At 63.6% G+C, this 25,163-nt stretch carries 28 protein-coding genes; 17 read left to right on the forward strand and 11 right to left on the reverse strand.

Features of this window, described 5'->3' with window-relative positions:
• The first annotated feature begins 1 nt into the window (after position 1).
• From CE_RS03820 to CE_RS03840, 5 genes are all read left to right on the forward strand, one after another.
• Entirely contained in the window at positions 2-820 is an 819-nt protein-coding gene (locus tag CE_RS03820) for a biotin--[acetyl-CoA-carboxylase] ligase (protein WP_006769578.1), read from the forward strand.
• Between the two features lie 10 nt (positions 821-830).
• The gene (locus tag CE_RS03825) at positions 831-1,322 is read left to right on the forward strand and encodes a hypothetical protein (protein WP_006769577.1); all 492 of its coding nucleotides are present in this window, start codon (positions 831-833) and stop codon (positions 1,320-1,322) included.
• A 117-nt stretch (positions 1,323-1,439) separates the two neighbouring features.
• Positions 1,440-2,603: a 5-(carboxyamino)imidazole ribonucleotide synthase gene (locus CE_RS03830; protein WP_041628370.1), complete on the forward strand. Its 1,164-nt coding sequence runs from the start codon at positions 1,440-1,442 to the stop codon at positions 2,601-2,603.
• Between the two features lie 135 nt (positions 2,604-2,738).
• A complete protein-coding gene (gene purE / locus CE_RS03835) occupies positions 2,739-3,239 on the forward strand; it encodes a 5-(carboxyamino)imidazole ribonucleotide mutase (protein ID WP_006769573.1) in 501 nt (166 codons plus the stop codon).
• A gap of 15 nt (positions 3,240-3,254) precedes the next feature.
• Positions 3,255-3,701 carry a YdcF family protein gene (locus CE_RS03840; RefSeq protein ID WP_006769572.1) on the forward strand — a complete coding sequence of 149 codons (447 nt, stop codon included), beginning with the start codon at positions 3,255-3,257 and terminating at the stop codon, positions 3,699-3,701.
• Here the strand turns inward: CE_RS03840 and CE_RS03845 are convergent.
• From CE_RS03845 to lcpA, 9 genes are all read right to left on the reverse strand, one after another.
• Complete coding sequence (locus CE_RS03845) at positions 3,698-4,243, reverse strand: dihydrofolate reductase family protein (RefSeq protein ID WP_006769571.1); 546 nt, start codon at positions 4,241-4,243, stop codon at positions 3,698-3,700. The two genes, CE_RS03840 and CE_RS03845, sit on opposite strands and share 4 nt — an antisense overlap.
• A 6-nt stretch (positions 4,244-4,249) precedes the next feature.
• Positions 4,250-4,483 (reverse strand): hypothetical protein, encoded by a 234-nt coding sequence (locus CE_RS03850; RefSeq protein WP_006769570.1) that lies wholly within the window; start codon positions 4,481-4,483, stop codon positions 4,250-4,252.
• A 10-nt stretch (positions 4,484-4,493) separates the two neighbouring features.
• Positions 4,494-5,330: a carbohydrate ABC transporter permease gene (locus tag CE_RS03855; RefSeq protein WP_006769569.1), complete on the reverse strand. Its 837-nt coding sequence runs from the start codon at positions 5,328-5,330 to the stop codon at positions 4,494-4,496.
• Positions 5,327-6,373 carry a carbohydrate ABC transporter permease gene (locus tag CE_RS03860; protein ID WP_006769568.1) on the reverse strand — a complete coding sequence of 349 codons (1,047 nt, stop codon included), beginning with the start codon at positions 6,371-6,373 and terminating at the stop codon, positions 5,327-5,329. The genes CE_RS03855 and CE_RS03860 overlap by 4 nt, the downstream gene beginning before the upstream one ends.
• Positions 6,374-6,521: 148 nt before the next feature.
• Complete coding sequence (locus tag CE_RS03865; protein WP_006769567.1) at positions 6,522-7,007, reverse strand: SRPBCC family protein; 486 nt, start codon at positions 7,005-7,007, stop codon at positions 6,522-6,524.
• Positions 7,008-7,170: 163 nt separating this feature from the next.
• A complete protein-coding gene (locus tag CE_RS03870) occupies positions 7,171-8,475 on the reverse strand; it encodes an ABC transporter substrate-binding protein (protein ID WP_006769566.1) in 1,305 nt (434 codons plus the stop codon).
• A 134-nt stretch (positions 8,476-8,609) separates the two neighbouring features.
• A complete protein-coding gene (locus tag CE_RS03875) occupies positions 8,610-9,614 on the reverse strand; it encodes an ABC transporter ATP-binding protein (RefSeq protein ID WP_006769565.1) in 1,005 nt (334 codons plus the stop codon).
• 57 nt (positions 9,615-9,671) lie between these two features.
• Complete coding sequence (locus CE_RS03880; RefSeq protein ID WP_006769564.1) at positions 9,672-10,325, reverse strand: TIGR03089 family protein; 654 nt, start codon at positions 10,323-10,325, stop codon at positions 9,672-9,674.
• Positions 10,326-10,406: 81 nt separating this feature from the next.
• On the reverse strand, positions 10,407-11,981 hold the full coding sequence (gene lcpA, locus CE_RS03885) for a cell wall biosynthesis protein LcpA (RefSeq protein ID WP_006769563.1): 1,575 nt from the start codon (positions 11,979-11,981) through the stop codon (positions 10,407-10,409).
• A gap of 268 nt (positions 11,982-12,249) precedes the next feature.
• On the opposite strand from lcpA, the gene CE_RS03890 reads away from it, so the two are divergent.
• The 4 genes from CE_RS03890 (at position 12,250) to CE_RS03905 (ending at position 15,907) form a co-directional block, all read left to right on the forward strand.
• The gene (locus tag CE_RS03890; RefSeq protein ID WP_006769562.1) at positions 12,250-13,113 is read left to right on the forward strand and encodes a glycosyltransferase family 2 protein; all 864 of its coding nucleotides are present in this window, start codon (positions 12,250-12,252) and stop codon (positions 13,111-13,113) included.
• A gap of 191 nt (positions 13,114-13,304) precedes the next feature.
• Positions 13,305-14,423, forward strand: a complete 1,119-nt coding sequence (locus tag CE_RS03895) for a sugar phosphate nucleotidyltransferase (protein ID WP_006769561.1) — start codon at positions 13,305-13,307, stop codon at positions 14,421-14,423.
• A 419-nt stretch (positions 14,424-14,842) separates the two neighbouring features.
• Positions 14,843-15,157 carry a WhiB family transcriptional regulator gene (locus tag CE_RS03900; RefSeq protein ID WP_049783605.1) on the forward strand — a complete coding sequence of 105 codons (315 nt, stop codon included), beginning with the start codon at positions 14,843-14,845 and terminating at the stop codon, positions 15,155-15,157.
• 249 nt (positions 15,158-15,406) lie between these two features.
• On the forward strand, positions 15,407-15,907 hold the full coding sequence (locus CE_RS03905; protein WP_231295146.1) for a hypothetical protein: 501 nt from the start codon (positions 15,407-15,409) through the stop codon (positions 15,905-15,907).
• Between the two features lie 44 nt (positions 15,908-15,951).
• On the opposite strand, the gene CE_RS03910 is transcribed toward CE_RS03905, so the two are convergent.
• A complete protein-coding gene (locus tag CE_RS03910) occupies positions 15,952-16,407 on the reverse strand; it encodes a metallopeptidase family protein (protein WP_035109652.1) in 456 nt (151 codons plus the stop codon).
• Between the two features lie 117 nt (positions 16,408-16,524).
• On the opposite strand from CE_RS03910, the gene CE_RS03915 reads away from it, so the two are divergent.
• The 4 genes from CE_RS03915 (at position 16,525) to manA (ending at position 20,814) form a co-directional block, all read left to right on the forward strand.
• The gene (locus CE_RS03915) at positions 16,525-16,938 is read left to right on the forward strand and encodes a DUF3499 domain-containing protein (protein WP_035109649.1); all 414 of its coding nucleotides are present in this window, start codon (positions 16,525-16,527) and stop codon (positions 16,936-16,938) included.
• Between the two features lie 196 nt (positions 16,939-17,134).
• Complete coding sequence (locus CE_RS03920; protein ID WP_006769556.1) at positions 17,135-18,511, forward strand: phosphomannomutase/phosphoglucomutase; 1,377 nt, start codon at positions 17,135-17,137, stop codon at positions 18,509-18,511.
• A gap of 122 nt (positions 18,512-18,633) precedes the next feature.
• Positions 18,634-19,623 carry a hypothetical protein gene (locus CE_RS03925; protein WP_006769555.1) on the forward strand — a complete coding sequence of 330 codons (990 nt, stop codon included), beginning with the start codon at positions 18,634-18,636 and terminating at the stop codon, positions 19,621-19,623.
• The gene (gene manA / locus CE_RS03930) at positions 19,624-20,814 is read left to right on the forward strand and encodes a mannose-6-phosphate isomerase, class I (protein WP_006769554.1); all 1,191 of its coding nucleotides are present in this window, start codon (positions 19,624-19,626) and stop codon (positions 20,812-20,814) included.
• Positions 20,815-20,901: 87 nt separating this feature from the next.
• Here manA and CE_RS03935 read toward each other — a convergent pair whose 3' ends face one another.
• Positions 20,902-21,669: a hypothetical protein gene (locus tag CE_RS03935; protein ID WP_006769553.1), complete on the reverse strand. Its 768-nt coding sequence runs from the start codon at positions 21,667-21,669 to the stop codon at positions 20,902-20,904.
• A 199-nt stretch (positions 21,670-21,868) separates the two neighbouring features.
• Here CE_RS03935 and CE_RS03940 point away from each other — a divergent pair, with 199 nt between their 5' ends.
• The 4 genes from CE_RS03940 to mtrA all read left to right on the forward strand — a co-directional run bounded on the left by CE_RS03940 (position 21,869) and on the right by mtrA (position 25,099).
• Positions 21,869-22,222 carry a DUF4259 domain-containing protein gene (locus CE_RS03940; RefSeq protein WP_035109641.1) on the forward strand — a complete coding sequence of 118 codons (354 nt, stop codon included), beginning with the start codon at positions 21,869-21,871 and terminating at the stop codon, positions 22,220-22,222.
• A gap of 125 nt (positions 22,223-22,347) precedes the next feature.
• A complete protein-coding gene (gene ahcY, locus CE_RS03945) occupies positions 22,348-23,784 on the forward strand; it encodes an adenosylhomocysteinase (protein WP_006769551.1) in 1,437 nt (478 codons plus the stop codon).
• Entirely contained in the window at positions 23,784-24,395 is a 612-nt protein-coding gene (locus tag CE_RS03950; RefSeq protein ID WP_006769550.1) for a dTMP kinase, read from the forward strand. The genes ahcY and CE_RS03950 overlap by 1 nt, the downstream gene beginning before the upstream one ends.
• Positions 24,396-24,418: 23 nt before the next feature.
• On the forward strand, positions 24,419-25,099 hold the full coding sequence (mtrA, locus tag CE_RS03955) for an MtrAB system response regulator MtrA (protein WP_006769549.1): 681 nt from the start codon (positions 24,419-24,421) through the stop codon (positions 25,097-25,099).
• Positions 25,100-25,163: the final 64 nt, after the last annotated feature.

Here is a 25,163-nt window from a genome sequence, read left to right on the forward strand (position 1 = left end):
TATGACTTCCAGCACCGGCGACTTTCCGCCCTCCCGTCAGCCACTCGACATCACCCGGCTCCGCGCGGCCCTGGTGGACCACGGTCCCTATACCCGGGTGGATTACACCCCGACGACGGGATCCACGAATGGGGATCTCCTGGATGCGGACCGGGAGGGGGCCCCGGACTGGACCGTGGCCACCACCGATTACCAGGACCGCGGACGTGGGCGTCTGGGCCGGCCGTGGACCGCGCCGGAGGGATCGCAGGCGATCTTCTCCGTACTGTTCCGCCCCCGTCCCTCCCTCCTCGAACACCTGGGCACCGTCCCACTGGCCTGCGGGTTGGCGCTCATCGACACCCTCCGGTCTTTCGGTGTGGATGGGGTGGGGTTGAAATGGCCCAATGATGTCCTCATCAACGGACGTAAACTCTGCGGCATCCTGGTGGAGGCGACCTCCCTGGACACCACGCCCGCCGTGGTCATCGGCATCGGCATCAACCTGAACCTCACCACGGGGGAACTGCCGGTTCCCCATGCCACCTCCCTGGCGTTGGAGGGCTATGACATCGACCGCACCGATCTGCTCATCAGGGTGCTCGGGCACATCCACGCCCGGATCAGTGACTGGGAACGCGGGGAGACCGTATGGCTGGATGACTACCGTGCGGTGTGCTCCAGCCTCGGGCAGGATGTCCGGGTGATCCTGCCCGGCGACCGGGAACTGCTCGGCGTGGCCGTCGGGATCGCGGAGGGGGGACAGCTGATGGTCAGGGATGAGGAGGGGACGATCCACACCCTCAGTGCCGGGGAGGTGACCCACCTGCGTCTGCAGTAGGGTGGAAAACATGTCGGGGAAAGTAATGAATAAGAGGATCACCGATCAGGAACATGTCTATGTGGATCTGACGTCCCCACTGTCGGCCATGCTCTTTCCTGTGATGGAACTGATTCTCATCACCGGTGTGTGCTGGATGGCCATCGGGTATCTCGATCGTCTGCCCGACCGGTTCGGTTATGTCCCCGCCACCGATTTCCCGGAGGGCACCCGCGAGGTGGTCCTGGGGATCTGGGCGGTGCTCGCACTGTGGCGTTTCCTCCTGCCCCTGCTGCGCCAGCGTCGCTACCGGGTCACCGTCACCGACCGGAAACTCCTGGTCCGCCCCTCCGGCCTGCGCTCCCGTTATGATTCCATCCCCATCAACTATGTCCGCGGTGTGCAGCGCCGACGCAACACCCTCATCCTGGGGGTCGGGGGCCAGTCCCGTCCGTATGTGATGGCGGATGTGCCCAAGGCACGCAAGGTGGAATCGGTGCTCAGGGGTCTGCAGCGCTGGTAGGCATTGCCGGTAGGGATCGTGGTGCCCGGCTGGCTATAGTTAGGCACTGTGACTTTAAACGAGACGAACACCAGTCCAGACAACGGTGACGGCAACCCGGCGGCACACGCACCGGGCATGCCCGTCGTGGCTGTGATCGGCGACGGTCAGCTTGCCCGCATGATGCACACCGAGGCCATCGAACTCGGCCAGTCGGTCCGCCTGCTCGCCGGTGCGGCGGATGCCTCCGCTGCCCAGGTCGCCGCCGACGTGGTCATCGGTGACTACACCAACATCGATGATCTGCGTCGTGCACTCAAGGTCGCCGATGTCATGACCTTCGACCACGAGCATGTGCCCACCGAGCACCTGCGCCAGCTGATCTCCGAGGGTGTCAATGTCCAGCCGGGCCCCGATGCCCTGGTCAACGCCCAGGACAAGCTGGTCATGCGTAAACGCCTGCGTGAGCTGGGCGCACCGGTGCCACCGTTCGCCGCGATCGACAGCCTCGAGGATGCACTCGCCTTCTCCGAGGCCGTGGACGGGCAGGTGTGCCTCAAGGCCCGTCGCGGTGGTTATGACGGCCACGGCGTGTGGTTCCCGGAGGGGCGGGATGAGTTGGAGGAACTCGTCGTCAAGCTCCTGGACGCCGGCACCGCACTGATGGCGGAGAAGAAGGTCACGCTGGCCCGGGAGCTGTCCGCGATGGTCGCGCGCACCCCGTCCGGGGAGACGGCCGCGTGGCCGGTTGTGGAATCGGTGCAGCGCGGTGGGGTGTGCGCCGAGGCCGTGGCCCCCGCGCCGGAGCTGTCGCCGCAGCTGCAGGACTCCACCCGCGGGCTGGCCGAGCGCATCGCCACCGAACTGGGTGTCACCGGTGTCCTCGCCGTCGAGCTGTTCGAGACCCGCGATGCCAACGGCCAGCCGGAGATCTTTGTCAATGAGCTGGCCATGCGCCCGCACAACACCGGCCACTGGACCCAGGACGGGTGTGTGACCAGCCAGTTCGAGCAGCACCTGCGCGCCGTGCTCGATTACCCGCTCGGCTCCACCGACACGCTCGCCACCTACACCGTCATGGCCAATGTCCTGGCCGCCGACGTGGATCCGGCCGAGCCGATGGCGCGCCGCATGGCCGAGGTGTGGAAGCGGTACCCGAATGCCAAGATCCACCTCTACGGCAAGGGGTTCCGCCCGGGCCGCAAGATCGGACACGTCAACATGGTCGGTGAGGATCTGGCGACCGTGCGCGCCGAGGCCCGCGCCGCGGCCAACTACCTGGTCAACGCCACCTGGGCGTAGAACCACGCTTGTCGACGCCCACCCCCACCCACGGGGTCGGGCGTGCCACGGGTGGCACGGTTGCCGGTGGGCCCGGCGGGCCGGTTAGACTTTCCCGTGACAAACCTTTCATGGCGTAACTGGAGGAAGAACACAATGACACCACTCGTCGGGCTCATCATGGGATCTGATTCGGACTGGGACACCGTCGCCCCGGCCGCCGAGGCCCTCGCCGAATTCGGCATCCCCTTCGAGGTCGGCGTGCTCTCCGCCCACCGCACCCCGGAACGCATGCTGGCCTACGCCAAGTCAGCCCACGAGCGTGGCCTCAAGGTCATCATCGCCTGCGCCGGCGGGGCCGCCCACCTGCCCGGCATGGTCGCTGCCGCCACCCCGCTGCCCGTCATCGGCATCCCGCGGGCACTGAAGGACCTCGACGGCATGGACTCCCTGCTGTCCATCGTGCAGATGCCCGCCGGTGTGCCCGTGGCGACCGTCTCCATCGGTGGTGCCAAGAACGCCGGCCTGCTCGCCGTGCGGATCCTCGGTGCGGGTGACCCCGCACTGGTGCAGAAGATGGCCGACTACCAGGCTGACATGGCAGCCCAGGTGGAGGCCAAGGACGAGGCGCTCAAACAGCGCCTCATGGGCGAATAGATCACCCCCGACACCGTGAACCCGATTCTCGTGCTCGGCTCCAGGGTGGTCAACGGGCACGTCAATGCGCTCCTGGCCTCCCGGCTGGATCGCGCTGCCGAGCTGGCGGGCGCGTCCGGGGCGGTTGCGGTGGTGGTCAGTGGACGGGGTGAGGCCGCCGCGATGGCCGACTACCTGCGCGACCTCGGGGTGGAGACCATCATCGAGGAACCCCACGCCACCAGCACCAATGAAAACCTGGAAAACGCCCACGCACTCCTGCCGGACACCCGGCGGTGGACCGTGGTCACCAGTGACTTCCACGCCTGGCGCACCTACCTGTGGGCCTGGCACCTGGGCATCCCCATCACCGTGGTCACCGCCCCCACACCCCTGAGCGTGCGTACCCAGATGTTCCTCCGTGAATGCCTGGCCCTGCCGCATTCCGCCCTGCGTGTGCTGTGGCGGAAGATCGTGGGTTAGCCACCCGTCACGTCGTAGGTCACCTCAACGAACTGACCCAGGGGGCGGGTACCCACCAGTGTGAGACGGTCACTTTCCAGGCGTCTGGGCAGCGTCGGCCTGCCGGACGGCAGAAACACCGGCGCGATGGTGAGGATGATCCGGTCCAGGGCTCCGGTGTCCAGGAACTGACCCGCCAGATCACCGCCACCCATCACCCAGATATCCCCCGGGGTCTCCCGGATCCGGGGTAGCACCCCGGACACCGGTGAGTTGACCACGCGGACGTGGGTGTCCGGGTGGGTCGGCAGTGTCCTGGAGGAGAACACCCAGATCGGGCGGTCACCATAACTCTCGTTCAACCGGGTGGGGGAGTCGAGGGCGTCCAGCAACCATTCATAGGTGGTGGAGCCCATGACTACAGCGCCGACGCTATCGAGGAATGTGGTGATATCCGCTTCCGTCTCGGCGGATCCGGGGACGTCGAAGAGCCACTGCAGGGAATCACGGTCATCTGCGAGAAAGCCGTTGACCGTGGTGGCGGCGTTGTAGACGATGGCCATGGGTGCTTAAGCCCCCGTCCGGGGAGATCGGTCGCGCCGGGCCCGCCACAGGCTCACCGTCGCCAGCACCAGCAGCAGGGCCAGCAGTGCCGGCCAGACCTTCGGTTCGGGCTGGAGCACATTGATCACGGCCTGGATCACCGACAGGAAGGCGAAGAACCCCAGGAACCCGATGAATGCATCGAGCTGGAGGGCTCGGCGTTTGTGTTCGGACTGGTCCCTGGGTTCGTTCGTGCTCATGACCGACAGTCTAGGCCTTCACACCACCCGCGGTCAGGCCGGAGACGATGCGTCGCTGGAAGATGAGCACCATGATGATCAGTGGGACGGTGACCAGGGCACCGGCTGCCATCACCGAGGCATACGGGTACTCGAAGGAACTCGGCCCGGAGAAGCGGGCGATGGCCACGGTGACCGGTTCGGTGGCGGTGGTGGACAGCTGACGGGCCAGCATGAACTCATTCCACGAGGCGATGAACGCCAGGATCGCGGTGGTGAACAGCGCCGGGGCGGCCAGGGGTAACAGGATCTTGCGGAAGGCCTGCCCCCGGGTCGCGCCGTCCACACGGGCGGCCTCCTCGAGCTCCCACGGCAGCTGGCGGAAGAAGGACACCAGGGTGTAGATGGTCAGCGGCAGGGCGAAGGAGATGTTCGGGATGATCAGCGCCTGGTAGGTGCCGATCCAGCCGATGTTGCCGAACAGCTGGAACAGCGGGGTCACCAGGGCGATACCCGGGAACATCGAGGCCGCCAGGATGATGCCGGTGATGATCCCCTTACCGGGGAAGTCCAGGCGTGCCAGCGCATAGGCGGTGAACACGCCCACGATCACCGCGAGGGCGGTGGTGGTGAGACTGACGATCAGCGAGTTGCCGATCGCCGCCAGGAAGTTGTTGCCCTTGTCGGTGGCCAGCGCATCCCGGAAGTTCTGCAGGGTCACGTGCGTGGGCCAGGGGGTGGTGTCGAAGGTGTGGCGGGAATCCCGCAGTGCAGTGACCACCATCCAGTAGAACGGCGCCAGCCCCCAGAACAGGATGAACACCACGCCTGCGTAGTTGAGGATTAGGTTCTTGGTCTTGCGTTTCATGATGATGCCACCTCACTTGCCACCGCGGCACCGGTGATGCCGACGCCTGCCCCGGCAACAGCCGCGCCCTTCCGGCCGGGCCTGCGCCACCGCCGCCTGTTCTTCTCCGTTCCGCGCTGCCCGGAAACATCCGCCCCGAGGAACCGGATCATGACGAAGGCCACGAAGAAGATGAGCAGGAAGATCAACGTCGACAGCGCGGAGGCCGAGTTGAAGTTGTTCTGACGCATGTCCTCGACCACCAGCTGGGAGATCACGGCGGTGGGGGAGTTCGAGGAGGCGGAGATCATGATCACCGGCAGGTCGTACATGCGCAGGGCATCCAGGGTGCGGAACAGCACCGCGACCATCAGGGCCGGTTTGACCAGGGGGAGGGTGATCCTGGTGAACTGCTGCCAGGCGCTGGCCCCGTCCACACGGGCGGCCTCATAGGTGCCCTTGGGGATCATCTGCAGCCCGGCGAGGATGAGCAGCGCCATGAACGGGGTGGTCTTCCAGACATCGGCGAGGATGACCGCGGCGCGTGCCGCCCACGGATCGGTGGTCCAGCTGATATTGAGTCCGAAGAGTTCATTGATGATGCCCCGTGGGGCGAACAGGAACTGCCACAGCTTCGCGGTGACCGCCGTCGGGATCGCCCACGGGATCAGGACCGCGGCGCGGACGAGGGCCCGGCCGCGGAACTCCTTGCTCATGATCAGGGCCATGACCATACCCAGGATGGTCTCCAGGGTGACGGTGACCACGGTGAAGAACAGGGTGATGCGCAGGGCCGGCCAGAAGTCGGTGGCCAGGGTACCGGGCGGACAGGTACCCACGGTGCCGTCGGGGGACATGCAGCGTTGGGTGAGCCAGTACAGGTAATTGTCGAAACCGGCGAAACCACCGTCGGTGAACAACCCGGTGGTGGGATCGAGACCCTTGTCCGCCTGGAAGGACAACCAGACGGCACGGACGATGGGGTAGCCGATCACCACCGTCAGGACAATCATGGCTGGCGCGATCAACCATGCGGCTGATCGCGCCTGTTTCATCTTGGCCATGTCACCAGTGCTCCTTGGGGTAGAGGGGATGGATGGGAAAAGAAGAGAAATCAGGAAAAGTGTTACTTGGATCATAGAACCCTGGTGTCAGTGAGGGAACAGTAACCCCACCTCCGTTCCACCCTCTACCTCCGGTTAACAAGGCTCCCTAGCGATGTAGATCCCTGCCGAGGACCACCCCGTGTTCCAACCAGGCCTTCAGACCGGTGAGCATGGTGGTCCACCGGTGGCATTCGCGCAGCGCTTTCCTGGTGCCGGCGGTGGTGGGAGGCCACCCTGATTCCGTGATGGTCAGTTTGGTGCGGGTGAAGTCATTGGCGGGTTCGAAGGCGAACTCCACCGTGGTGCTCCCGGCGGGTTCACCCGCATCGGGGCTGGACCACTCCAGGATCAGACACCGGGAATGCGCCGCCTGGAGGACCTCGACGGTGCAGGGGCCGGACCCATCGTCGAAGTCCCAGGTCACCGTCGCGCCGGCGCTCATCCTGCCCTGTGCCCCGCCGGTGGCGAAATGTCGGGAGAGTTGACGGTGATCGACGATGGCCTCATAGACCTGGACGGGGCACCGGGAGATGAATCCGGAGATGGTGTAGGACAGCATCTCGGGTGTCTCGGGGGAGCGCTGGTGTGACATGGGGTCCTCCTCAGGGACGTTGGATCCGACACTTGAGCAGACACGTGATCCGACACTGGGAAAGCAGTTGGGTGACAACACCTGTTCCCGCCCAGACTATGACAAAACCCCGGTCACCTGGTGGGTGACCGGAGTGTCATGGGGTGGGGGTGTCCCTGTCGCTCTAGGAGGCGTTCTCGATTGCTGCCTTCATGTCAGCGGTGGCCTGGTCGACGTCGACGTTGCCGTTGATGGCTGCGTAGGCGTTGTCCTGGATGGCCTTGGAGATGGCGGTGTAGAACGGGGAGACCGGACGCGGTGCCGCGTTCTCCAGGGATTCCTTCAGCGCGGGCAGGTATGGGTACTGCTCGATCAGTTCCTCATCGTCGTAGATGGAGGCGAGCACCGGTGGGAAGGAGTTGTCGGCGAACCAGGTCTGGTTCTCCTCGTTGATGATGAACTCGATGAAGTCGCGGGCGGTTGCCTTGTTCTCCGAGTTGATGTTGATGGCGTTGTTGTAGCCACCGAGGGTGGACACACCCACGCCGTCCTTGCCCACGAGTGGCTGGACCTCGAACTTGCCGGCGGTGGCCTCGGAGTCCTCGGCGTTGGTGTACATGTACGGCCAGTTGATGGCGTAGGCGGTCTCACCGGCGGTGAAGGCCAGGTTGGTCTCCTCCTCGGTGGCTGCGGTGGACGCGGACGAGATGGTGCCGTCCTCGTAGGCGTCGACAAGCGCCTGCAGGCCCTCCTTCGACTCGTCGGAGTCGACGACCACGGTGGTGCCGTCATCGTCCAGGACGGAACCGCCCCAGCCCTCCATGAAGCCGATGGTGTTGACGGTCAGGCCCTCGTACTGCTTGAGCTGGGTGGTCAGGCAGTCAACCTCGGCCTCCTCCGCCAGGGTGCAGGATTCGACGAGGTCAGCCCAGTTCTCCGGGGCCTCGGGGATGATCTCGGTGTTGCGGTAGAGCAGCTGGCCGTTGGTGTTCTGCGGCAGTGCGTAGAGGGTGTCCATGTATGTGGCGGATTCCACGGTGGCCTCAAGCAGCCCGGAGGTGTCGACCTCGAGTTCCCCCTCAAGCGGCGCGAGCCACTGGTTGGCGGCGAAGTCGGCGGTCCAGATGACATCGAGGGCCATGACGTCATAATCGGAGTTGCCGGCCTGGAGGGACTGCACGAGGGTCTCGCGCTGGGCGTCGGCCTCACCGGCGAGTTCGTTGAGGGTCACCTCCTGGTCGGGGTTCTCCTCGTTCCACTTCTCGATCACGGGAATGATCTTGTCGGTGTCGTTCTTGCCCATGGCGAAGGTAATCGGGCCGCGGCCCTCCTCACCCGAGGCGGCGGTGGTGGCTTCGGTGTCATTGGTGCTGGTGTCGGTCGTGCCGGCATCGTCGGCGGTGTCATTGCCACAACCGGCCAGGGCGATGGCGGCGATCAGGCTGGTTGCGGCCAGCGATACGCCGGTCTTGCGGGAAAACTTGGACATGGTGGGTCACCTTTCTCTGCAACAGGTGACTTCAATCTAATGACTTTCGCCACTTTCCCGCACCGGTTTACCTCAAATCACCCCCGTGCCGGGGGCAGTGCTTGACGACGCCGCGACCCCCACCGTGGTCACCCTCAGCTGAGCCGGTAACCGCTGGTCGGGTCGAAACGGTGTGAACCCGCCGGGTCGAAGGCGAACCGCACCCGGTCACCCGGCGCGGGCACCACGGCGTCCTCCCAGCGCGCCACCAGGCGGTTGCCGTCGCAGGTGGCGTAAACATAGGACTCGGAACCGAGCTCCTCGACGATGTCCACCGTCCCGTCCACCACGGTGTAACCGGCCGGGGCCTCGCCGGTGACCACCAGCATGGATTCCGGACGCACACCCAGGGTCACACCGTCGTAGGGGAAGAGATTCATCGATGGGGAGCCGATGAAACCGGCGACGAACGCATTGACCGGGGTGTCGTAGAGCTCCCGGGGTGGGGCCACCTGCTGGAGCAGTCCGTCCTTGAGCACCGCGACGCGGTCGCCCATCGTCATGGCCTCCACCTGATCATGGGTGACATAGACGGTGGTGGTACCCAGGCGACGCTGCAGTGCGGCAACTTCCGCGCGCGTCTGCACACGCAGTTTGGCATCGAGGTTGGACAGGGGCTCATCCATGAGGAAGACCTTCGGGTTGCGCACCAGGGCCCGGCCCATGGCCACACGCTGGCGCTGACCACCGGAGAGGTCCTTCGGTTTGCGGTCCAGGTAGTCGGTGAGGCCGAGGATCTCGGCGGCCTCCCGGACCTTGGCGTCGATCTCCGCCTGGGGCAGTTTGGCCAGTTTGAGGGCGAAACCCATATTCCGCGCCACGGACATGTGGGGGTAGAGGGCGTAGTTCTGGAACACCATCGCGATGTCACGCTCCGCAGGTTCCTGACTGGTGACATCCTGCCCGTCGATGCGGATCACACCGGATTCGACCTCCTCGAGCCCGGCGAGCGCTCGCAGCGTGGTTGATTTTCCACACCCCGACGGGCCGACGAGTACGAGGAATTCACCGTCGGCTATCTCGAGGTCGAGCTCATGGACGGTGGGGCGCTCCGCACCGGGGTACCGGATGGAGACTTTGTCAAAGGAAACAGTGGCCATAACCTATGAAGTTAGCAGTGTCACACCCAGTTGTGTACCTGTGGGCCGGCCACATTCTCAGACCCGTGCGGTGACCTTCTCCGCGGTCGCGATCTGATCCAGACGCTGGGTATCCACCATCCCGGCAACCACCACCGCGGAACCCCCCATCGCCAGTGGGGCCAGAACATGGGCGGTGAAACTGTCCAGGTCGGTCCACCCGGTGCTCAGCAGGCGGGTCCCCGGCGGCACCTCGGTGTCCCCGACAATCTCCGGCAGGGTGCGGGTGGGTTGGAAGAACTGGTCACCGTAGAACCGGACGGTGGGTCCGAAATCGATGGCACCCCGGGGGAGCTCACCGCCGCTCTCCACCACGCCACGGCCGAAGGGATCCTCACTGACCAGCACGATATCCCCGGTGCCCTGGTTAGCCGCGAACCGGTCGCGGGAGGTGAAGACCACATCTGCATCCCCGCCCCCGAACGTCACCCGGACATCGGCGGCGTAGGCGCCGAGGGTGATCACCGCCGCCTGCCAGCTCACGGGCAGATCGACCGCGACGGTCGAATCCTCATCGAGGTCGAGTTCCTCCAGGAGCATATTGCCCACCTTCGATGCCCAGTTGTCCAGGGTGATGGCGGAGAAATCGAGCCGTGCCCCGGTGTTTTCGTTGTAGACCGTCAGACGGGGGGATGCAGGATCGGAGGCGAGAAGGTGGGAGAGCAGTTCCATACCCTCAAGGGTAGGGAAAACACCCGGTGTTGTGCAGCCGGGGTGAATCAGGCGTCGATAAGCTCCCGGCACACCGTCGGACTAGTTGACGCAGCGCGGGCCGTCCCCGCCGGCATCGATCTCCGGGCTGAGGATCGGCTCGCCGGAGGCATCACCCCCGGGCTGGCCCACGGGGGTGGAGGTGGGTTCGGAGACGGTCTCCGCGGTAGGGCCGGCGTAGTCAATGTGGGAGATGACGATGATGGTGTCCGCATCCAGGGAGGCGTTTGCCACGATCGGCAACCCACCCAGCTCCGCCGCGATGGCCTCCGCCTGCGGATCGGTCGGGTCTGCGGCCAGCACCTGGGACTCGTAGTAGAGACCGTCGATGGCGTTGCCGATCTCCTCGATGGTGTAGCCGAGTCCCTCGAGATGACCGGCAACCCCACCTGCAAGTCCCGCCTCCCCGGAGGCGTTGAGCACATGGACCATGGTGTCCGCATTGGCTGTGGCCTCCCCGGTGGCCTCCCCGGATGCGTCCCCGTCGGAGGTGGTCTCTTCCGGTTCGTCCCCGCCCAGGGCATCCTCGAAGAAGGCATGTACCTGGTCCAGGTCGACGGTGACCACGGACTCGCCATAATCACCGACACCGTCGATGGAGGTCACCGGGATGGTGGTGAAGGTGACATTGCCCCCGGCGAGGTTCTGCAGCTGGGTGGCAAACCCCATGACGTCCCAACCCTCATCGATGATCACCGAGCGCATCACCGCATCAGCCAGAGCGGAGAGCTTCCCCGGGTTGGTCAATGTGCCGGACGAGAGGATCTGGTTGACCAGTGAGGCCATGAAGGCCTGTTGGCGCACGATGCGGTCGAGATCCCCGCGGGGGAGTCCGTGGCGCTGGCGGACAAAGGACAGGGCATCGGAACCGCCGAGCGTCTGGCGTCCGGCATCGAAATCCGCGCCTGACAGCGGCTCGTTGACCGGCTCATTCAGACAGACCTCAACACCGCCGACGGCATCGGTGAGCAGCACGAAACCCAGCAGGCCGATCTCCGCGTAGTGGTCGACGGTGATACCCGTGAGGTTGGAGACGGCATCGATCAACCCCTCACGTCCGGCCTCCTTGGACCGGGATTCCAATTCCGACTCATTGGTGAAACCCTGTTCCACCAGTTCGGTGTGGCGGGCATCCTTGTACGCGCCGTACACACCGTTGATCTTCATGTTGCCGTACTCATCATCATGGATGTAGGTGTCGCGTGGGATGGAGACAGCGGACGCGGAGGACCCGTCATTGGGCACGCGAATGACCATGATGGTGTCGGTGTTGTCATTTTCCTCATCCCCGGCACGCAACATGGCCAACTCCTCGTCCGAGAGGGTGTTGCCCTGGGCATCGGAACGGGAATCGGAACCGACCAGGAGGATATCGGTGGCACCGTCCAAGGACTGGCCGTCCCGGACGCCCGCGCCACCACCGAGCGTGAGATTGCCGGCATTGGCCACATCACCGATGCTTCCCACCGCGAAATACCCCAGCCCGGAGATGAGCAGCACCAGGACGGAGAGGAACGCCACAACACTGCGGACAACGACGGGCCCGGCCTGTTTCGTGCTCTGCACGGCGACAGGAGCCGCCTGGATATCCCTGACTGGACGGTACTTTTCGGTCACTGCGATGTGAACCCTTCACAGATGGATGGTGTGCGGGCACCTGGGTGATCCACGGCGGACGGTGATCCCCGATGATCAGGCTGCCCCTGGGCTAGGACCCCGGGGACTTGGAACCCCCGGGGGATTGAGACTCTGTCTAGGGATTCTAGGACACCCGGAGCGCAACTCCGCATTTTTAACCCGGGGCTTGCGGGAGTGGCGGGGCTGCAACCGGGGGCCCACCGGCTAAGCTCTGGTGGCTGTGAACAATCCCAACCCACCCATCGCCGTGATCACGGTGACGTACTCACCCGGGGAACACCTGGCGTCATTCCTGGACTCGCTCCCGGCGGCGACATCCCGGGATGCCGTGGTCATCATGGCGGATAACGGATCAGTCGATGGTGTCCCGGAGAAGGCCGCCGCGGACCGCGCGAATGTGGAATTCCTGCCCACCGGCGGCAACCTCGGTTATGGCACCGGGGTCAATGTTGCGGCACGGGCCCTGCGGGCGCGGCGTGAGGCCGGGGAGATCGATGATGAGTTCTTCATCGTGTCCAACCCCGATGTCATCTTCGGCGAAGGGTCCATCGACGAGATGATCGACTGCGCCCGGAGGCACGACCGGGCGGGCAGCATCGGCCCGCTGATCCGTGAACCGGACGGCTCCATCTACCCCAGTGCCCGTGCCGTTCCGACCCTGAGCAACGGCATCGGACATGCCCTGTTCAGCTCCATCTGGAAATCCAACCCCTGGTCCGCGCACTACCGCGACGCCGGGAACATGGAGGACGAACGCACCGCCGGATGGCTGTCCGGATCCTGTCTGCTGCTGCGGTGGGACGCATTCGATCACATCGGTGGGTTCGACGAGCGCTACTTCATGTACATGGAGGACGTGGACCTCGGTGACCGCCTCGCACGCGCCGGGTATGACAATGTGTTCTGTCCCTCCGCTGAGATCACCCACGCACAGGGGCATGTGGCCTCACAGCACCCGGAGATCCTCCTGCCGGCGCATCATGAGAGTGCCTACCGCTTCCAGGCTGACCGCCTTCCGCATCGCTGGCAGGCTCCGATCCGGCTCGTTCTGCGGCTCGGTCTGGCCGCCCGGGCGGTGGCTGCCATCATGGCGGCCAAGCTGCGCAACTAGGGTAATTGGCACACAGGCCACTTCATCCGCCGGTTGTTTGGCCGGTATTCATCAAGACTTCATGTAATAGTCATCGTTTCTGTGTCCCCCTGGGGAATATTCCAACCATATTCACGTCACGTCACGTCACGTCCCGGCCCCGGGGCCCACGGTTCGATCACATTCAATGCAGAGAGTGAAACAAGGATTCTATGTCTAGTTCTGAGAAAAACGGCTCCCTGGATGCATCCGCAGGTGCGTCTGTTGATGTGGATGCCGTCATCCTCGTCGGTGGTAAGGGAACCCGACTCCGCCCCCTGACGAACAACACCCCGAAGCCGATGCTCCCCACGGCCGGGCACCCGTTCCTCAAGCATCTGCTGGCGAGGATCAAAGCCGCCGGTATCACCCACGTGGTGCTGGGAACATCCTTCAAGGCGGAGGTGTTCGAGGATTACTTCGGGGACGGCTCGGATCTGGGACTTGAGATCGAGTACGTCGTGGAGGATCAGCCCCTGGGGACCGGTGGCGGTATCCGCAATGTCTATGACAAGCTCCGTCATGACACCGCCGTGGTATTCAACGGCGATGTGCTCTCCGGTGCGGACCTCGGTGACATTCTGGCCACCCACCGCGAGAAGGAGGCCGACCTGACGATGCACCTGGTGCGCGTTGCCAACCCCCGTGCCTTCGGGTGTGTCCCCACCGATGCCGATGGCCGGGTCCTGGAATTCCTGGAGAAGACCGAGGACCCGCCGACCGATCAGATCAACGCGGGTTGTTATGTCTTCCAGCGGGAGCTCATCGCCTCCATCCCGGCCGACCGTGTGGTGTCGGTGGAACGGGAGACGTTCCCCCAGCTCCTGCAGGAGGGCAGGCGTGTCTACGGGCACGTGGACACCTCCTACTGGCGTGACATGGGCACCCCGCAGGATTTCGTCCGTGGATCCAGTGACCTGGTCCGGGGTATCGCATTCTCCCCCCTCCTGGAGGGGCAGACGGGGGAGGAGTTGGTTGATCCTTCCGCCGGTGTGCGTGACGGGGTGATCCTCCTGGGTGGCACGGTCGTGGGGCGGGGCACGGAGATCGGTGCGGGCTGCCGCCTGGACGGCACGGTTGTCTTCGACGGTGTCACCATCGAGCCGGGGGCCTTCATCGAGAATTCCATCATCTCCTCCGGTGTCCGCATCGGTGCCAACGCCCATATCTCGGGGTGTGTGATCGGTGAGGGGGCGCAGATCGGTGCCCGGTGTGAGCTCAGTTCGGGCATGCGTGTGTTCCCGGGTGTCGTCATTCCCGATGGTGGTATCCGATTCTCCTCGGATCAGTAGTGTGACGACGGATGCCGGGCGGTGGTGTTCTCGTCTCTCTTGACATCACCTGGGTGGGACCGTGGGTGTCGGGATCGCCAAACCGTCTTTTGTCCCGCATGCGGGCAACACGCCGATGTAGTGCTGGATTGGTGTCAATCCTCACGGATGCCACCATATGTGGTACCCCTGATAGTTACCCCCGCCCCACCGCTCCTGTGACTATTGTGACTGATGTGACGAGTGTGAAACACATGGATGTAAGTTTCATGGTTTTTTCCAATATCAGTTGACGGTTTAACATGCGCCCGTGTGTAATCAGGTGGTGTAAGAGATCCCGGCTGTCCCCTCGGAAGATGTGAGATGGGCTACCGGGATCAACGTGACGATCACCATGATGATCAACATGACCAGTTCGTGAGATGAGAGGGGGCGAGGGCGTGGAGGATTCGGCAGGGCAGCCCGCATTGCACATTGCAAAGTCCCAGGCTCGTTCCGCACTGGAACTGACTCTGGATGAGCTGTTTGGCACCGTGGAACAGGAATGGCAGGATCAGGCGCTGTGCGCGCAGACGGACCCGGAGGCGTTCTTCCCGGAAAAGGGTGGCTCCACCCGCGAGGCCAAGCGGATCTGCCAGGCATGTCCGGTTCAGGATGAGTGCCTCGAATTCGCCCTCGCGCATGATGAGCGCTTCGGTATCTGGGGTGGTCTCTCCGAACGTGAGCGCCGTCGTCTCAAACGCCAGATCGGTTAGTATCTTTCCCTCCGACCCCAGCCACGCTGAACTGCTGACCGGGGTCGGTTTTTGCTGTCTGGGACGATTCAGCGGTCAAACCAGCCGCAACTGGACTGCTGGGGGACCATCGGTGGGTCACAACCGGGGGAGATGTCCTAAGATTGTCTGGTCCGGTCCTATATAACGTCTTATACGACACAGTGCAAAAGGCAGTCAGGGCAACCCTGGCCCTGCCACTGAAGAACCCGTAGAAAGGTGGGCTCCCTCGTGACCCTCTCATCAAAAGCCAAGGGCCTCGTTGCCGCAATCATCGTCATCTGGTTGATTGTGATCGCGGGTCTCACGGTCTCGGCCTCGCTGACCAGGTCCTCTGACAATTCCACGGTACCCCAGGCGGGAGCCCTGGAGCTCAGCGTCGCCGGCGTTGAGGGGCTGGGTCTGAATGTCACCGCCGTGGCCCTCGCTGACATCTATGGTGAGGAGTACCCGGCAGCCGCGATCCTGTGCGGTGGTGAGACCACGGAGAGCATCACCGCGAACTACGGCATCGGAGAGACGGAACTTGCACCACTGGAACTCGACGAACAGGGCATCCCGGCCGGGGTGAGCTATATCGCCCTCATGCGGGCTGATGGTGGCGTGGACTTCGACAAGATCGACTCCGCGAAGGTGGAGCTGTGTCTGCAGCCCCTGACCGGACTGTTCGACACCCGCTCCATGATCCCCCTGACCAAGGTGGAGCCGGGGCTGTGGGCACTGTTCATCTAGCCTGACCCAGGTCCCAGGACACCCCGGTGCATCGTGCCGGGGTGTCAGTATTGGAAGCCCGGGTCGATATCGTGGGGTTCGACATTGAGGTAGTTCGCCACCAGCGAGGTCAGGACGTGGGTCAGGAGCTCGTGACGTTCGGCCTTGTTGGTTACCCGTTGTTCGATCGGCATGCGGAAGATGACGATCCGGGCACGCGTCGGATTGCCCTGCGGATCAATCGCGGGGGGAATGACCCGACCCAGTGGGACCGGTCCGTCCGCGGTGATCTCATCGGGCAGGATGGTCATGTCCGCGCTCAGCCGCATGCGCGGCACGGTGTCCACGGCGACATCGAGATTGGCCAGCTCCTTGCGGTACGCGGCGTAGAGCGGGCCGTACGCCTCGAGCACGGCACGGTCGAATGCTTTACGACGAGACGCATGGCGCGGCACCGCGGTCGGCAGGAGTGGACCCCGCAATCCCCGGCCGTGCCTGTCGCGGAAAGTTCTCGAATGCATAAGCGTTGATTCTAAACCCGGTGAGCAGCACAAAGGGGTCGGCGCGCCGAGGGGAACGACGCGCGGGGGAGGGGCATGACTATTCAAACCTCAACCAAGGGTCTAGACTTTGTCAGCGTGAGTCAGTTCCGTCGATGTTCCCGCCCCGGTTGCGGCAAGCCCGCCGTGGCCACCCTCACCTACGCGTATTCGGAGTCCACCGCCGTGGTGGGCCCGCTCGCCCCGGCAGCGGAGCCCCACAGTTGGGATCTGTGTGAGCACCACGCCGAGCGCATCACCGCGCCACTCGGCTGGGAGATGCTGCGCGTCAATGACATCTTCCCGGAGGATGATGAGGATCTCACGGCCCTGGCGGAAGCCGTCCGTGAAGCCGGCCGCAACGCCAGTGGCCTGGTCAGCTCCGAGGAGGAGGTGGGGGAGAACCACCCGGTCAACCGTTCCGCCAGGCGTGCTGAATACCGGGCGCACCGACGTGGTCATCTCTACGTTGTTCCCGATCCCGAGGACTGGCAGGACCCGGAGAAGTCCTGAGCGTCCGCCGCCCGGGACGATGTGCCTGGCGCCCACCCCGCCAGGGGTGGGCGCCTTTGACCATCTGCACGCGGTGCCACCCCGTTGGGGCGGTGGGGCGGGACCCCGGTGGGGCGTCGTCAAGCGGTGTCGGTGGTGTGTGCCGCGTGGAGTAGTATTACCGGAACCTATTGCTCTTTCTATCTGGTGAGGTTGTATGCGTACCCGTGAATCTGTAACGGCTGTCATCAAGGCGTATGACGTTCGAGGCGTCATCGGCGTTGATCTGGACGCCGAATTCATCCGCGAGACAGGCGCCGCGTTCGCCCGCCTGGTCAGGGATGAGGGGGAGACCACCGTCGCGATTGGCCATGACATGCGCGAAAGCTCCCCGGAACTTGCTCAGGCGTTTGCCGACGGGGTCACTTCCCAGGGCCTGGATGTCATCCATATCGGCCTGGCCTCCACCGATGAGCTCTACTTCGCCTCCGGCACCCTCAACTGTGCCGGTGCGATGTTCACCGCCTCCCACAACCCGGCCGAGTACAACGGCATCAAACTCTGCCGTCGGGGCGCACGCCCGGTCGGGCAGGAAACCGGCCTGGCCACCATCATCGACGACCTGGTCGAGGGTATACCGGCCTTCGATGGTGCTCCCGGTGAGATCACCGAACGCGACCTGCTGGGCGCATATGCCGAGTACCTCAATGACCTGGTTGATCTGCGGGGTATCCGCCCACTGACGGTCGCGGTCGATGCCGCCAACGGTATGGGTGGTTTCACCGTGCCGGAGGTGTTCCGTGGTCTGCCGCTGGAGATCAAGCCCCTGTACTTCGAGCTCGATGGGTCCTTCCCCAACCACGAGGCCAACCCCCTGGAGCCGGCGAACCTGGTGGATCTGCAGAAGTTCGTGGTCGAGACCGGGGCGGATATCGGCCTGGCCTTCGATGGGGATGCTGATCGTTGTTTCGTCATCGATGAAAACGGTGATCCGGTCAGCCCGTCGGCGATCTGTGCGATCATCGCGGAGCGTTATCTGCAGGAGCGCCCCGGTGCCACGATCATCCACAATCTGATCACCTCGAAGTCGGTGCCGGAGATCATCGCCGAAAACGGTGGTACCGCGGTGCGCACCCGGGTGGGGCATTCCTTCATCAAGAATGAGATGGCCAATCATGGTGCGGTGTTCGGTGGTGAGCATTCCGCTCACTATTATTTCACGGAGTTTTTCAATGCTGATTCCGGGATCCTGGCTGCGATGCATGTCCTGGCGGCGCTGGGTGGGCAGGATAAGCCGTTGAGTGAGATGATGGCCCGGTATAACCGTTATGCCGCCTCCGGTGAGTTGAACTCCCGGCTAGCCAATGCGCAGGCCCAGGTAGAGCGTACGAATGCGGTGCTGGAGGCGTTTGCCGACCGTACCGAGAGTGTGGATCGTCTTGATGGGGTGACCGTGGAACTGGCTGGGACCCCGGCGTGGTTCAATGTCCGGGCGTCGAACACCGAGCCGCTGCTGCGGTTGAATGTCGAAGCTCCCACCCAGGTGGAGGTTGATGCTCTGGTGGAGGAGATCCTCGGCATCATCCGCGCCTGAGGATGACACAGATTAATAAGGTATAGCGGGAGAACTTCCCGACCGGTGGCGGGCCCCGCATTCACCATGGGAGGGTCAAAGTCTTTATCCTTGAATGAACGAGGAGAGGAAATTGATTCCCTGTGGTGGATTCCTATTATGACGGTTCCTCCTATGACCAGGAGACCGTCCGCTTTTATGATGTTGCCTATGAGGGCGCGCAGGTCCGGTTGATCGGCAGTGCCGTCGCCTCGGGGACTCTGGTCTCCCTGGAGGGGTTCACCCCCCGGAGCGTGGTCGTGCTCACCCAGGGGCAGCTCAACCAGACCTGCACCCGGATGGTGGAGGCCCTGCGGGCACCACTGCGTCAGCCCTACGTGGTCACCTCCGCGCTCCCCGGTTATATCGGGGCGCTCGACCTGGTCATCGTCATCACCGATAACGGAGGGGATGAGGAGGCACTGCGTGCACTCATCACAGCCACCCAGCGTGGTGCGGTGAGCATCCTGGTCGGACCCCACGACGGGCCCCTGGTCGAAGATGCCCCCCGGGACACCATCGTCTTTCCCACCCTGCCCACTGCAACCGCCGCGTCGCCGGCGCGCACTATCGCCGCGATCAGCGCGGTCCTCGATCTCCTGGAGGAGGACCCCCGGATCATCGCCGACCGTCTCGACCATGTGGCCGATTCGATAGATGAGGAGATTGAGTCCCTGTCACCGGAACGTGACGAACTAGTCAATGAGGGCAGGAAGTTGCGCCTGGTCGCAGAGGGGCATCGGATCGTCCACGCCGGTCGCACCGAGTGGGGCAATGCGATTGCCAATGTCGTGGCCGCTTTATGGAACAAACGCGGTCTGGTCTGTGGTGTCCTCGACGGGGCCGAACTCTATGAATCCCTGTCCCAGCTCCGTGGTCCGGAGGCTGACATATTCTACGACCCATTCCTGGATGGGGATGCCCGGATGGTACCGTTTAGGGCTGTTGTCTGGGCGGAAGAAGAGCCCGGAATCCCCGATGCCGTGGCGCAGTACTGTGACTTCAACGGCCGGGGGCCACTCGCCTCGACGTTGCGACTGATCGTGAGGGGGCAGTCAGCAACTGTCTACACCGTAGAAGAAAGGGATGTGTAAATGGAGCTTTTGGAGGGCACGCTGCGCGCCTACCCGTGGGGCTCACGCACCTTGATCCCCGAGATGCGTGGCGAGGAAGCTCCATCAGGCCGCCCCGAGGCGGAAGTCTGGTTCGGTGCGCATCCGGGTGCTCCCTCCACCATCAACGGCACAGCCCTCAATCAGCTCATAGCCGACGACCCGGTGGGGATGCTGGGGGAGCGGGTGGCCCGTGAGTTTGACGGCCAGCTTCCGTTCCTGTTGAAGATCCTCGCTGCCGGCGCTCCCCTGTCACTGCAGGCACACCCCTCACTCGAGCAGGCCCGTGAGGGATTCCAGCGTGAGAACGAGGCCGGGATTGAATTCACCGCGCCCAACCGGAACTACCGGGATGCCAACCACAAGCCCGAACTGATTGTCGCGCTTTCCGATTTCATCGCCATGGCGGGTTTCCGTCCCCTGGCACGCACCCTCGAGATCTTCGACGCCATCGAGTGCCACGAGCTGGACCACTACCGCAGCATGATCGCCGTGGATGCGGAGGAGGAGAGCCTGCGTGCACTGTTCACCACCTGGATCACCATCCCCGTAACCAAGCGGCATGAACTCATCAATGCGATTATCGCCTCGGCCCACCGGTACCTCGAGCAGGGTGGGCAGGAGTGGATCCGTTTCGTCCTCTCCCATATCGTTGAACTCCATGACCGGTATCCCGGTGATGTCGGTGTGCTCGGTGCGCTGCTGTTGAACTTCTACCAGCTCAAGCCGGGCGAGGGCATCTACCTTGATGCCGGCAACCTCCACGCCTACATCTACGGTCTCGGTGTGGAGATCATGGCCAATTCCGATAACGTGCTGCGCGGGGGTCTGACCTCGAAGTATGTGGATGTGCCGGAACTCGTCCGGGTGCTCGACTTCAAATCCCTCGGCAACGCCGTGGTGGATTGCGTCAGTGAGGGAAACATCCACCGCTACCCGGTTCCGGTCAGCGAGTTCACCCTGGACCGGGTCCGATTGACCGGGTCCCATGACGCGGTGCATGACGGACCCATGATCATCCTGTGCACCGAATCCGCTGGCGGGCCCGTGCTCCTGGAGCACGGGGGACAGCGGATTGAGCTGACAGCGGGATATGCCGTGTGGGTTCCGGCTTCCGACGGCCTCATCGGGATGACGGCCGATGACGCAGAGGTGTTCATCGCCACCGTCTGATCCGGGTATGACGGAGGACAATACTTGACAACGACTAAGGCCTAGTGGGGTGCCCACTAGGCCTTAGTCATTGTCCCGCGGGTTGACCTACCCGACTGTGGTTTCAGGATTCAGCGGGACCGTCGGTTCATCCTGGAACTCGGTGGGGGTGGGGGATTCCACCGGAGGTTCCGATGTTGCTGTCGCGGTCACAGTGTCCGTCACAGTGTCCGTGGGGGTCTCCGTGACCGTGGGGGTAGGTGGAATGAGCGTAGGGGTGGTGATGGCCGGACCCGTGGGTGTGGTGACCTCCTCGGACTCCTCCGTGGTGGTCGTGGGGGTCGGGGACGGCTGTGTCGGTGCGACCGGATCACGGGTAGGTGACGGGGGCGTCGGGGGTTCCGGGGTGCGGGTTGTCTGTTCCGGTGTGGATGGAGGGGTCGTGCTGGCAGCGGTGGTGCCTGTGGTGCCGGAGGGGGTGCGCGTTGTGGGTGCAACCGTAGGGGTGGTTGCACGGGTCGGCGCCCCCGTCCCGGAGGTGGTCACCTGGTCCTGCGCGGAGGGGGAGATGGCGGGAGATGTGAGTTCCGCCCGGGTGTGGGAGGGGATGTAGGCATTTGGTGGGAGATAGGGATCCTCGGTGTCAACGGCCGCGAGATTCTGCTTGGCGGGCTCGGTGTCACCACCCGAAAAGCTCTCCTCACCTGGGTCTTCGTAGAGGGCGGGGGTTGGGGTAGTCGTGGTGGTGGTGCGCATGGCAATATCGAGGGTGGGTCGGCTGGGACTGGATGCCTGCCAGACGACGAAACCGAGGGCAACAGCTCCGATACATCCAACGACGATGAAGGTGAGAGCTATGAGCCGCTCATTTTTCATCGTCGGACCTCCGGTGGCAAGAATGGGGACGGATATAATGTAACGAGTTAATAACGACCGTATCACGTTCTTTCCACAAAATGCAGTTGGGAAGACGTAAACCGCCGGAGCGAACCGCAAAAGCAGTGCTTAGGGCACTGAAAGAAATAATCGTAAAAAGATTATAAAAGTTACAGAAATGACTGAAAGGTTGTCAGACATGGGCGCATGGGACGATTCCATCCTCAACGAGGAAATCAACATCGACTTCCTCGATGAAATTGCCGACCTCGATAACGACGACATCCTCGAAGCCCTCGAGGATGCCTGTCTCCTGGTGATCAACCAGGACAACGCCACCGAGGAGGAGCATCTCAACGGCCAGGCTGCCGCCACCATCGCGGCCATCCTCGCGGGGGCTCCGTATTCCGCTGGCGAGGTGGTGGAGAACTACCCGTTCATCCGCCAGCTCATGGGGGAGGGCTCGGAGACCCTGCGTGCGGCTGCAGCCCGGGTTCTGGAGGAGGCTGATGTGGAGTACGACCTCGAGGCCTACCTGGAAGCGCTCAATTAACTGATCGCCTGACCGATCATTACCGCTGTTCCCGGGGCGCACCGGGAGTTCCGCCTGCGTTGAGTAGAGTGGACAATGGTTTTACCGATTCTTTTTCACAATTCTTATAAGGAGAGTGCCAGAATATGGCAAAGGTCACGGACTTCAAGGTCGCGGATCTGTCCCTCGCTGAAGCCGGTCGCCACCAGATCCGTCTCGCGGAATACGAGATGCCGGGTCTGATGCAGCTGCGCAGGGAGTATGCAGAGGAGCAGCCATTGAAGGGTGCCCGCATCGCGGGGTCCATTCACATGACGGTGCAGACCGCGGTCCTGATCGAGACCCTGACCGCTCTCGGTGCCGAGGTCCGCTGGGCTTCCTGCAACATCTTCTCCACCCAGGACGAGGCCGCTGCCGCCATCGTCGTCGGTGACGGCACCCCGGAGGACCCCCAGGGTGTTCCGGTGTTCGCCTGGAAGGGTGAGACCCTGGATGAGTACTGGTGGTGCATCAACCAGATCTTCAGCTGGGAGGGTGAACTGCCGAACATGATCCTCGATGACGGAGGTGACGCCACCATGGCCGTTATCCGTGGACGTGAGTATGAGAAGGCGGGCGTCGTACCGCAGCCGGAGGCCAATGACTCCGATGAGTACATCGCCTTCCTGGGCATGCTCCGCGAGGTCCTGGCCGAGGAGCCGGACAAGTGGACCCGCCTCGCGGACTCCATCAAGGGTGTCACCGAGGAGACCACCACCGGTGTCCACCGTCTGTACCACTTCGCCGAGGAGGGCGTGCTGCCCTTCCCCGCCATGAATGTCAATGATGCGGTGACCAAGTCCAAGTTCGACAACAAGTACGGTACCCGCCACTCCCTGATCGATGGCATCAACCGTGCCACGGACATGCTCATGGGTGGTAAGAACGTGCTGGTCTGTGGCTACGGTGATGTGGGCAAGGGCTGCGCCGAGGCCTTCGACGGCCAGGGTGCACGTGTCCGGGTCACCGAGGCGGATCCCATCAATGCGCTGCAGGCACTGATGGATGGATACTCCGTGGTCACCGTCGACGAGGCCATCGCCGACGCCGACATCGTCATCACGGCCACCGGCAACAAGGACATCATCTCCTATGAGCAGATGCTCAAGATGAAGGATCACGCGCTGCTGGGCAACATTGGTCACTTCGACAATGAGATCGACATGCATTCCCTGCTGCACCGCGATGATGTCATCCGCACCACCATCAAGCCGCAGGTGGATGAGTTCACCTTCCCCAACGGCAAGTCCATCATCGTGCTGTCCGAGGGACGTCTGCTCAACCTGGGCAACGCCACCGGCCACCCCAGCTTCGTCATGTCCACCTCCTTCGCCGACCAGACGATCGCGCAGATCGAACTGTTCCAGAACGAGGGCCAGTACGAGAACCAGGTCTACCGTCTGCCCAAGATCCTCGATGAGAAGGTCGCCCGCATCCACGTGGAGGCCCTCGGTGGCAAGCTCACCGAGCTGACCAAGGAACAGGCCGAGTACATCGGTGTGGATGTCGCCGGTCCGTTCAAGCCGGAGCACTACCGCTACTGATGATCATCAGTATTGAAGGGATCGACGGCGCGGGGAAGAACACGCTGGTCCGGGCGTTGACCGAGCGTATCGACGCCCGCGTCATCTCCTTCCCCCGCTACGACACCTCCATCCACGCCCAGCTGGCCGCCGAGGCTCTCCACGGGCGGATGGGGGACCTCACCGACAGCGCCCACGCCATGGCGACCCTGTTCGCCCTCGACCGGCATGATGCGCTCGACGAGCTCACCGCGCCGGGTCTGCTGTTGCTCGACCGGTACGTCGCGTCGAACGCCGCCTACACCGCAGCCCGATTGCGTGACGACGCCGCGGCCACCTGGGTGGCTGAGCTGGAGTTCGGCCGACTCGGGTTGCCCCGTCCCGCCCTCCAGGTCCTGCTGGACACCCCCACGGACCTGGCGCAGGAGCGGGCGAGGCGTCGAGAAGCATCGGACGGGGCCCGCACCCGGGACCGCTACGAGACGGACTCCGGGCTCCAGGAGCGCACCGCGGCGCAGTACCGTCGACTGGCGGCGCAGGGGTGGCAGTCCCCGTGGCTTGTGGCTGCCCCCGATGAGGATCCCGGCCACGTTGCCGCCAGGATCGTCAGCTTTCTAGGTAACATGAGTTAATCCGTCTAGCTGGAAGGTGTGTCATGCCGCAGAAAATTCTCGTCGTTGATGATGATCCCGCGATCTCTGAGATGCTCACCATCGTGTTGAGCGCCGAGGGGTTCGATACCGTCGCAGTCACCGACGGCGCGCTTGCCGTTGAGACCGCCGAGCGGGAACAACCCGATCTCATCCTCCTCGATCTGATGCTTCCCGGCATGAACGGCATCGACATCTGCAGGGCCATCCGTCAGGATTCCGCCGTCCCCATCATCATGCTTACCGCCAAGACCGACACGGTTGATGTGGTGTTGGGGCTGGAATCCGGTGCGGATGACTATGTGAACAAACCCTTCAAGGCGAAGGAGCTTGTCGCCCGCATCCGTGCGCGCCTGCGTCGCACCGATGATGAGCCCGCCGAGACCCTCGAGGTCGGGGACCTGACCATCGACGTGCCCGGGCACACCGTCAAGCGTGGCGATGAGGAGATCTCCCTCACCCCGCTCGAGTTCGATCTGCTCCTGGAACTGGCCCGCAAACCACAGCAAGTATTCACCCGGGAGGAACTCCTCGGTAAGGTATGGGGCTACCGGCACGCATCCGATACGCGTCTGGTCAATGTCCACGTGCAGCGGCTGCGCGCCAAGATCGAGAAGGATCCGGAGAACCCGCAGATCGTTCTCACGGTTCGTGGTGTCGGATACAAAACCGGTAATGTTGACTAACGCACACCACAGATAGAAGGGGCGGTTTCCCATCCTCACGTGGCTCAGACGACTTCGTCACCGC

Source organism: Corynebacterium efficiens YS-314 (genome assembly GCF_000011305.1).
Lineage (GTDB): Bacteria > Actinomycetota > Actinomycetes > Mycobacteriales > Mycobacteriaceae > Corynebacterium > Corynebacterium efficiens.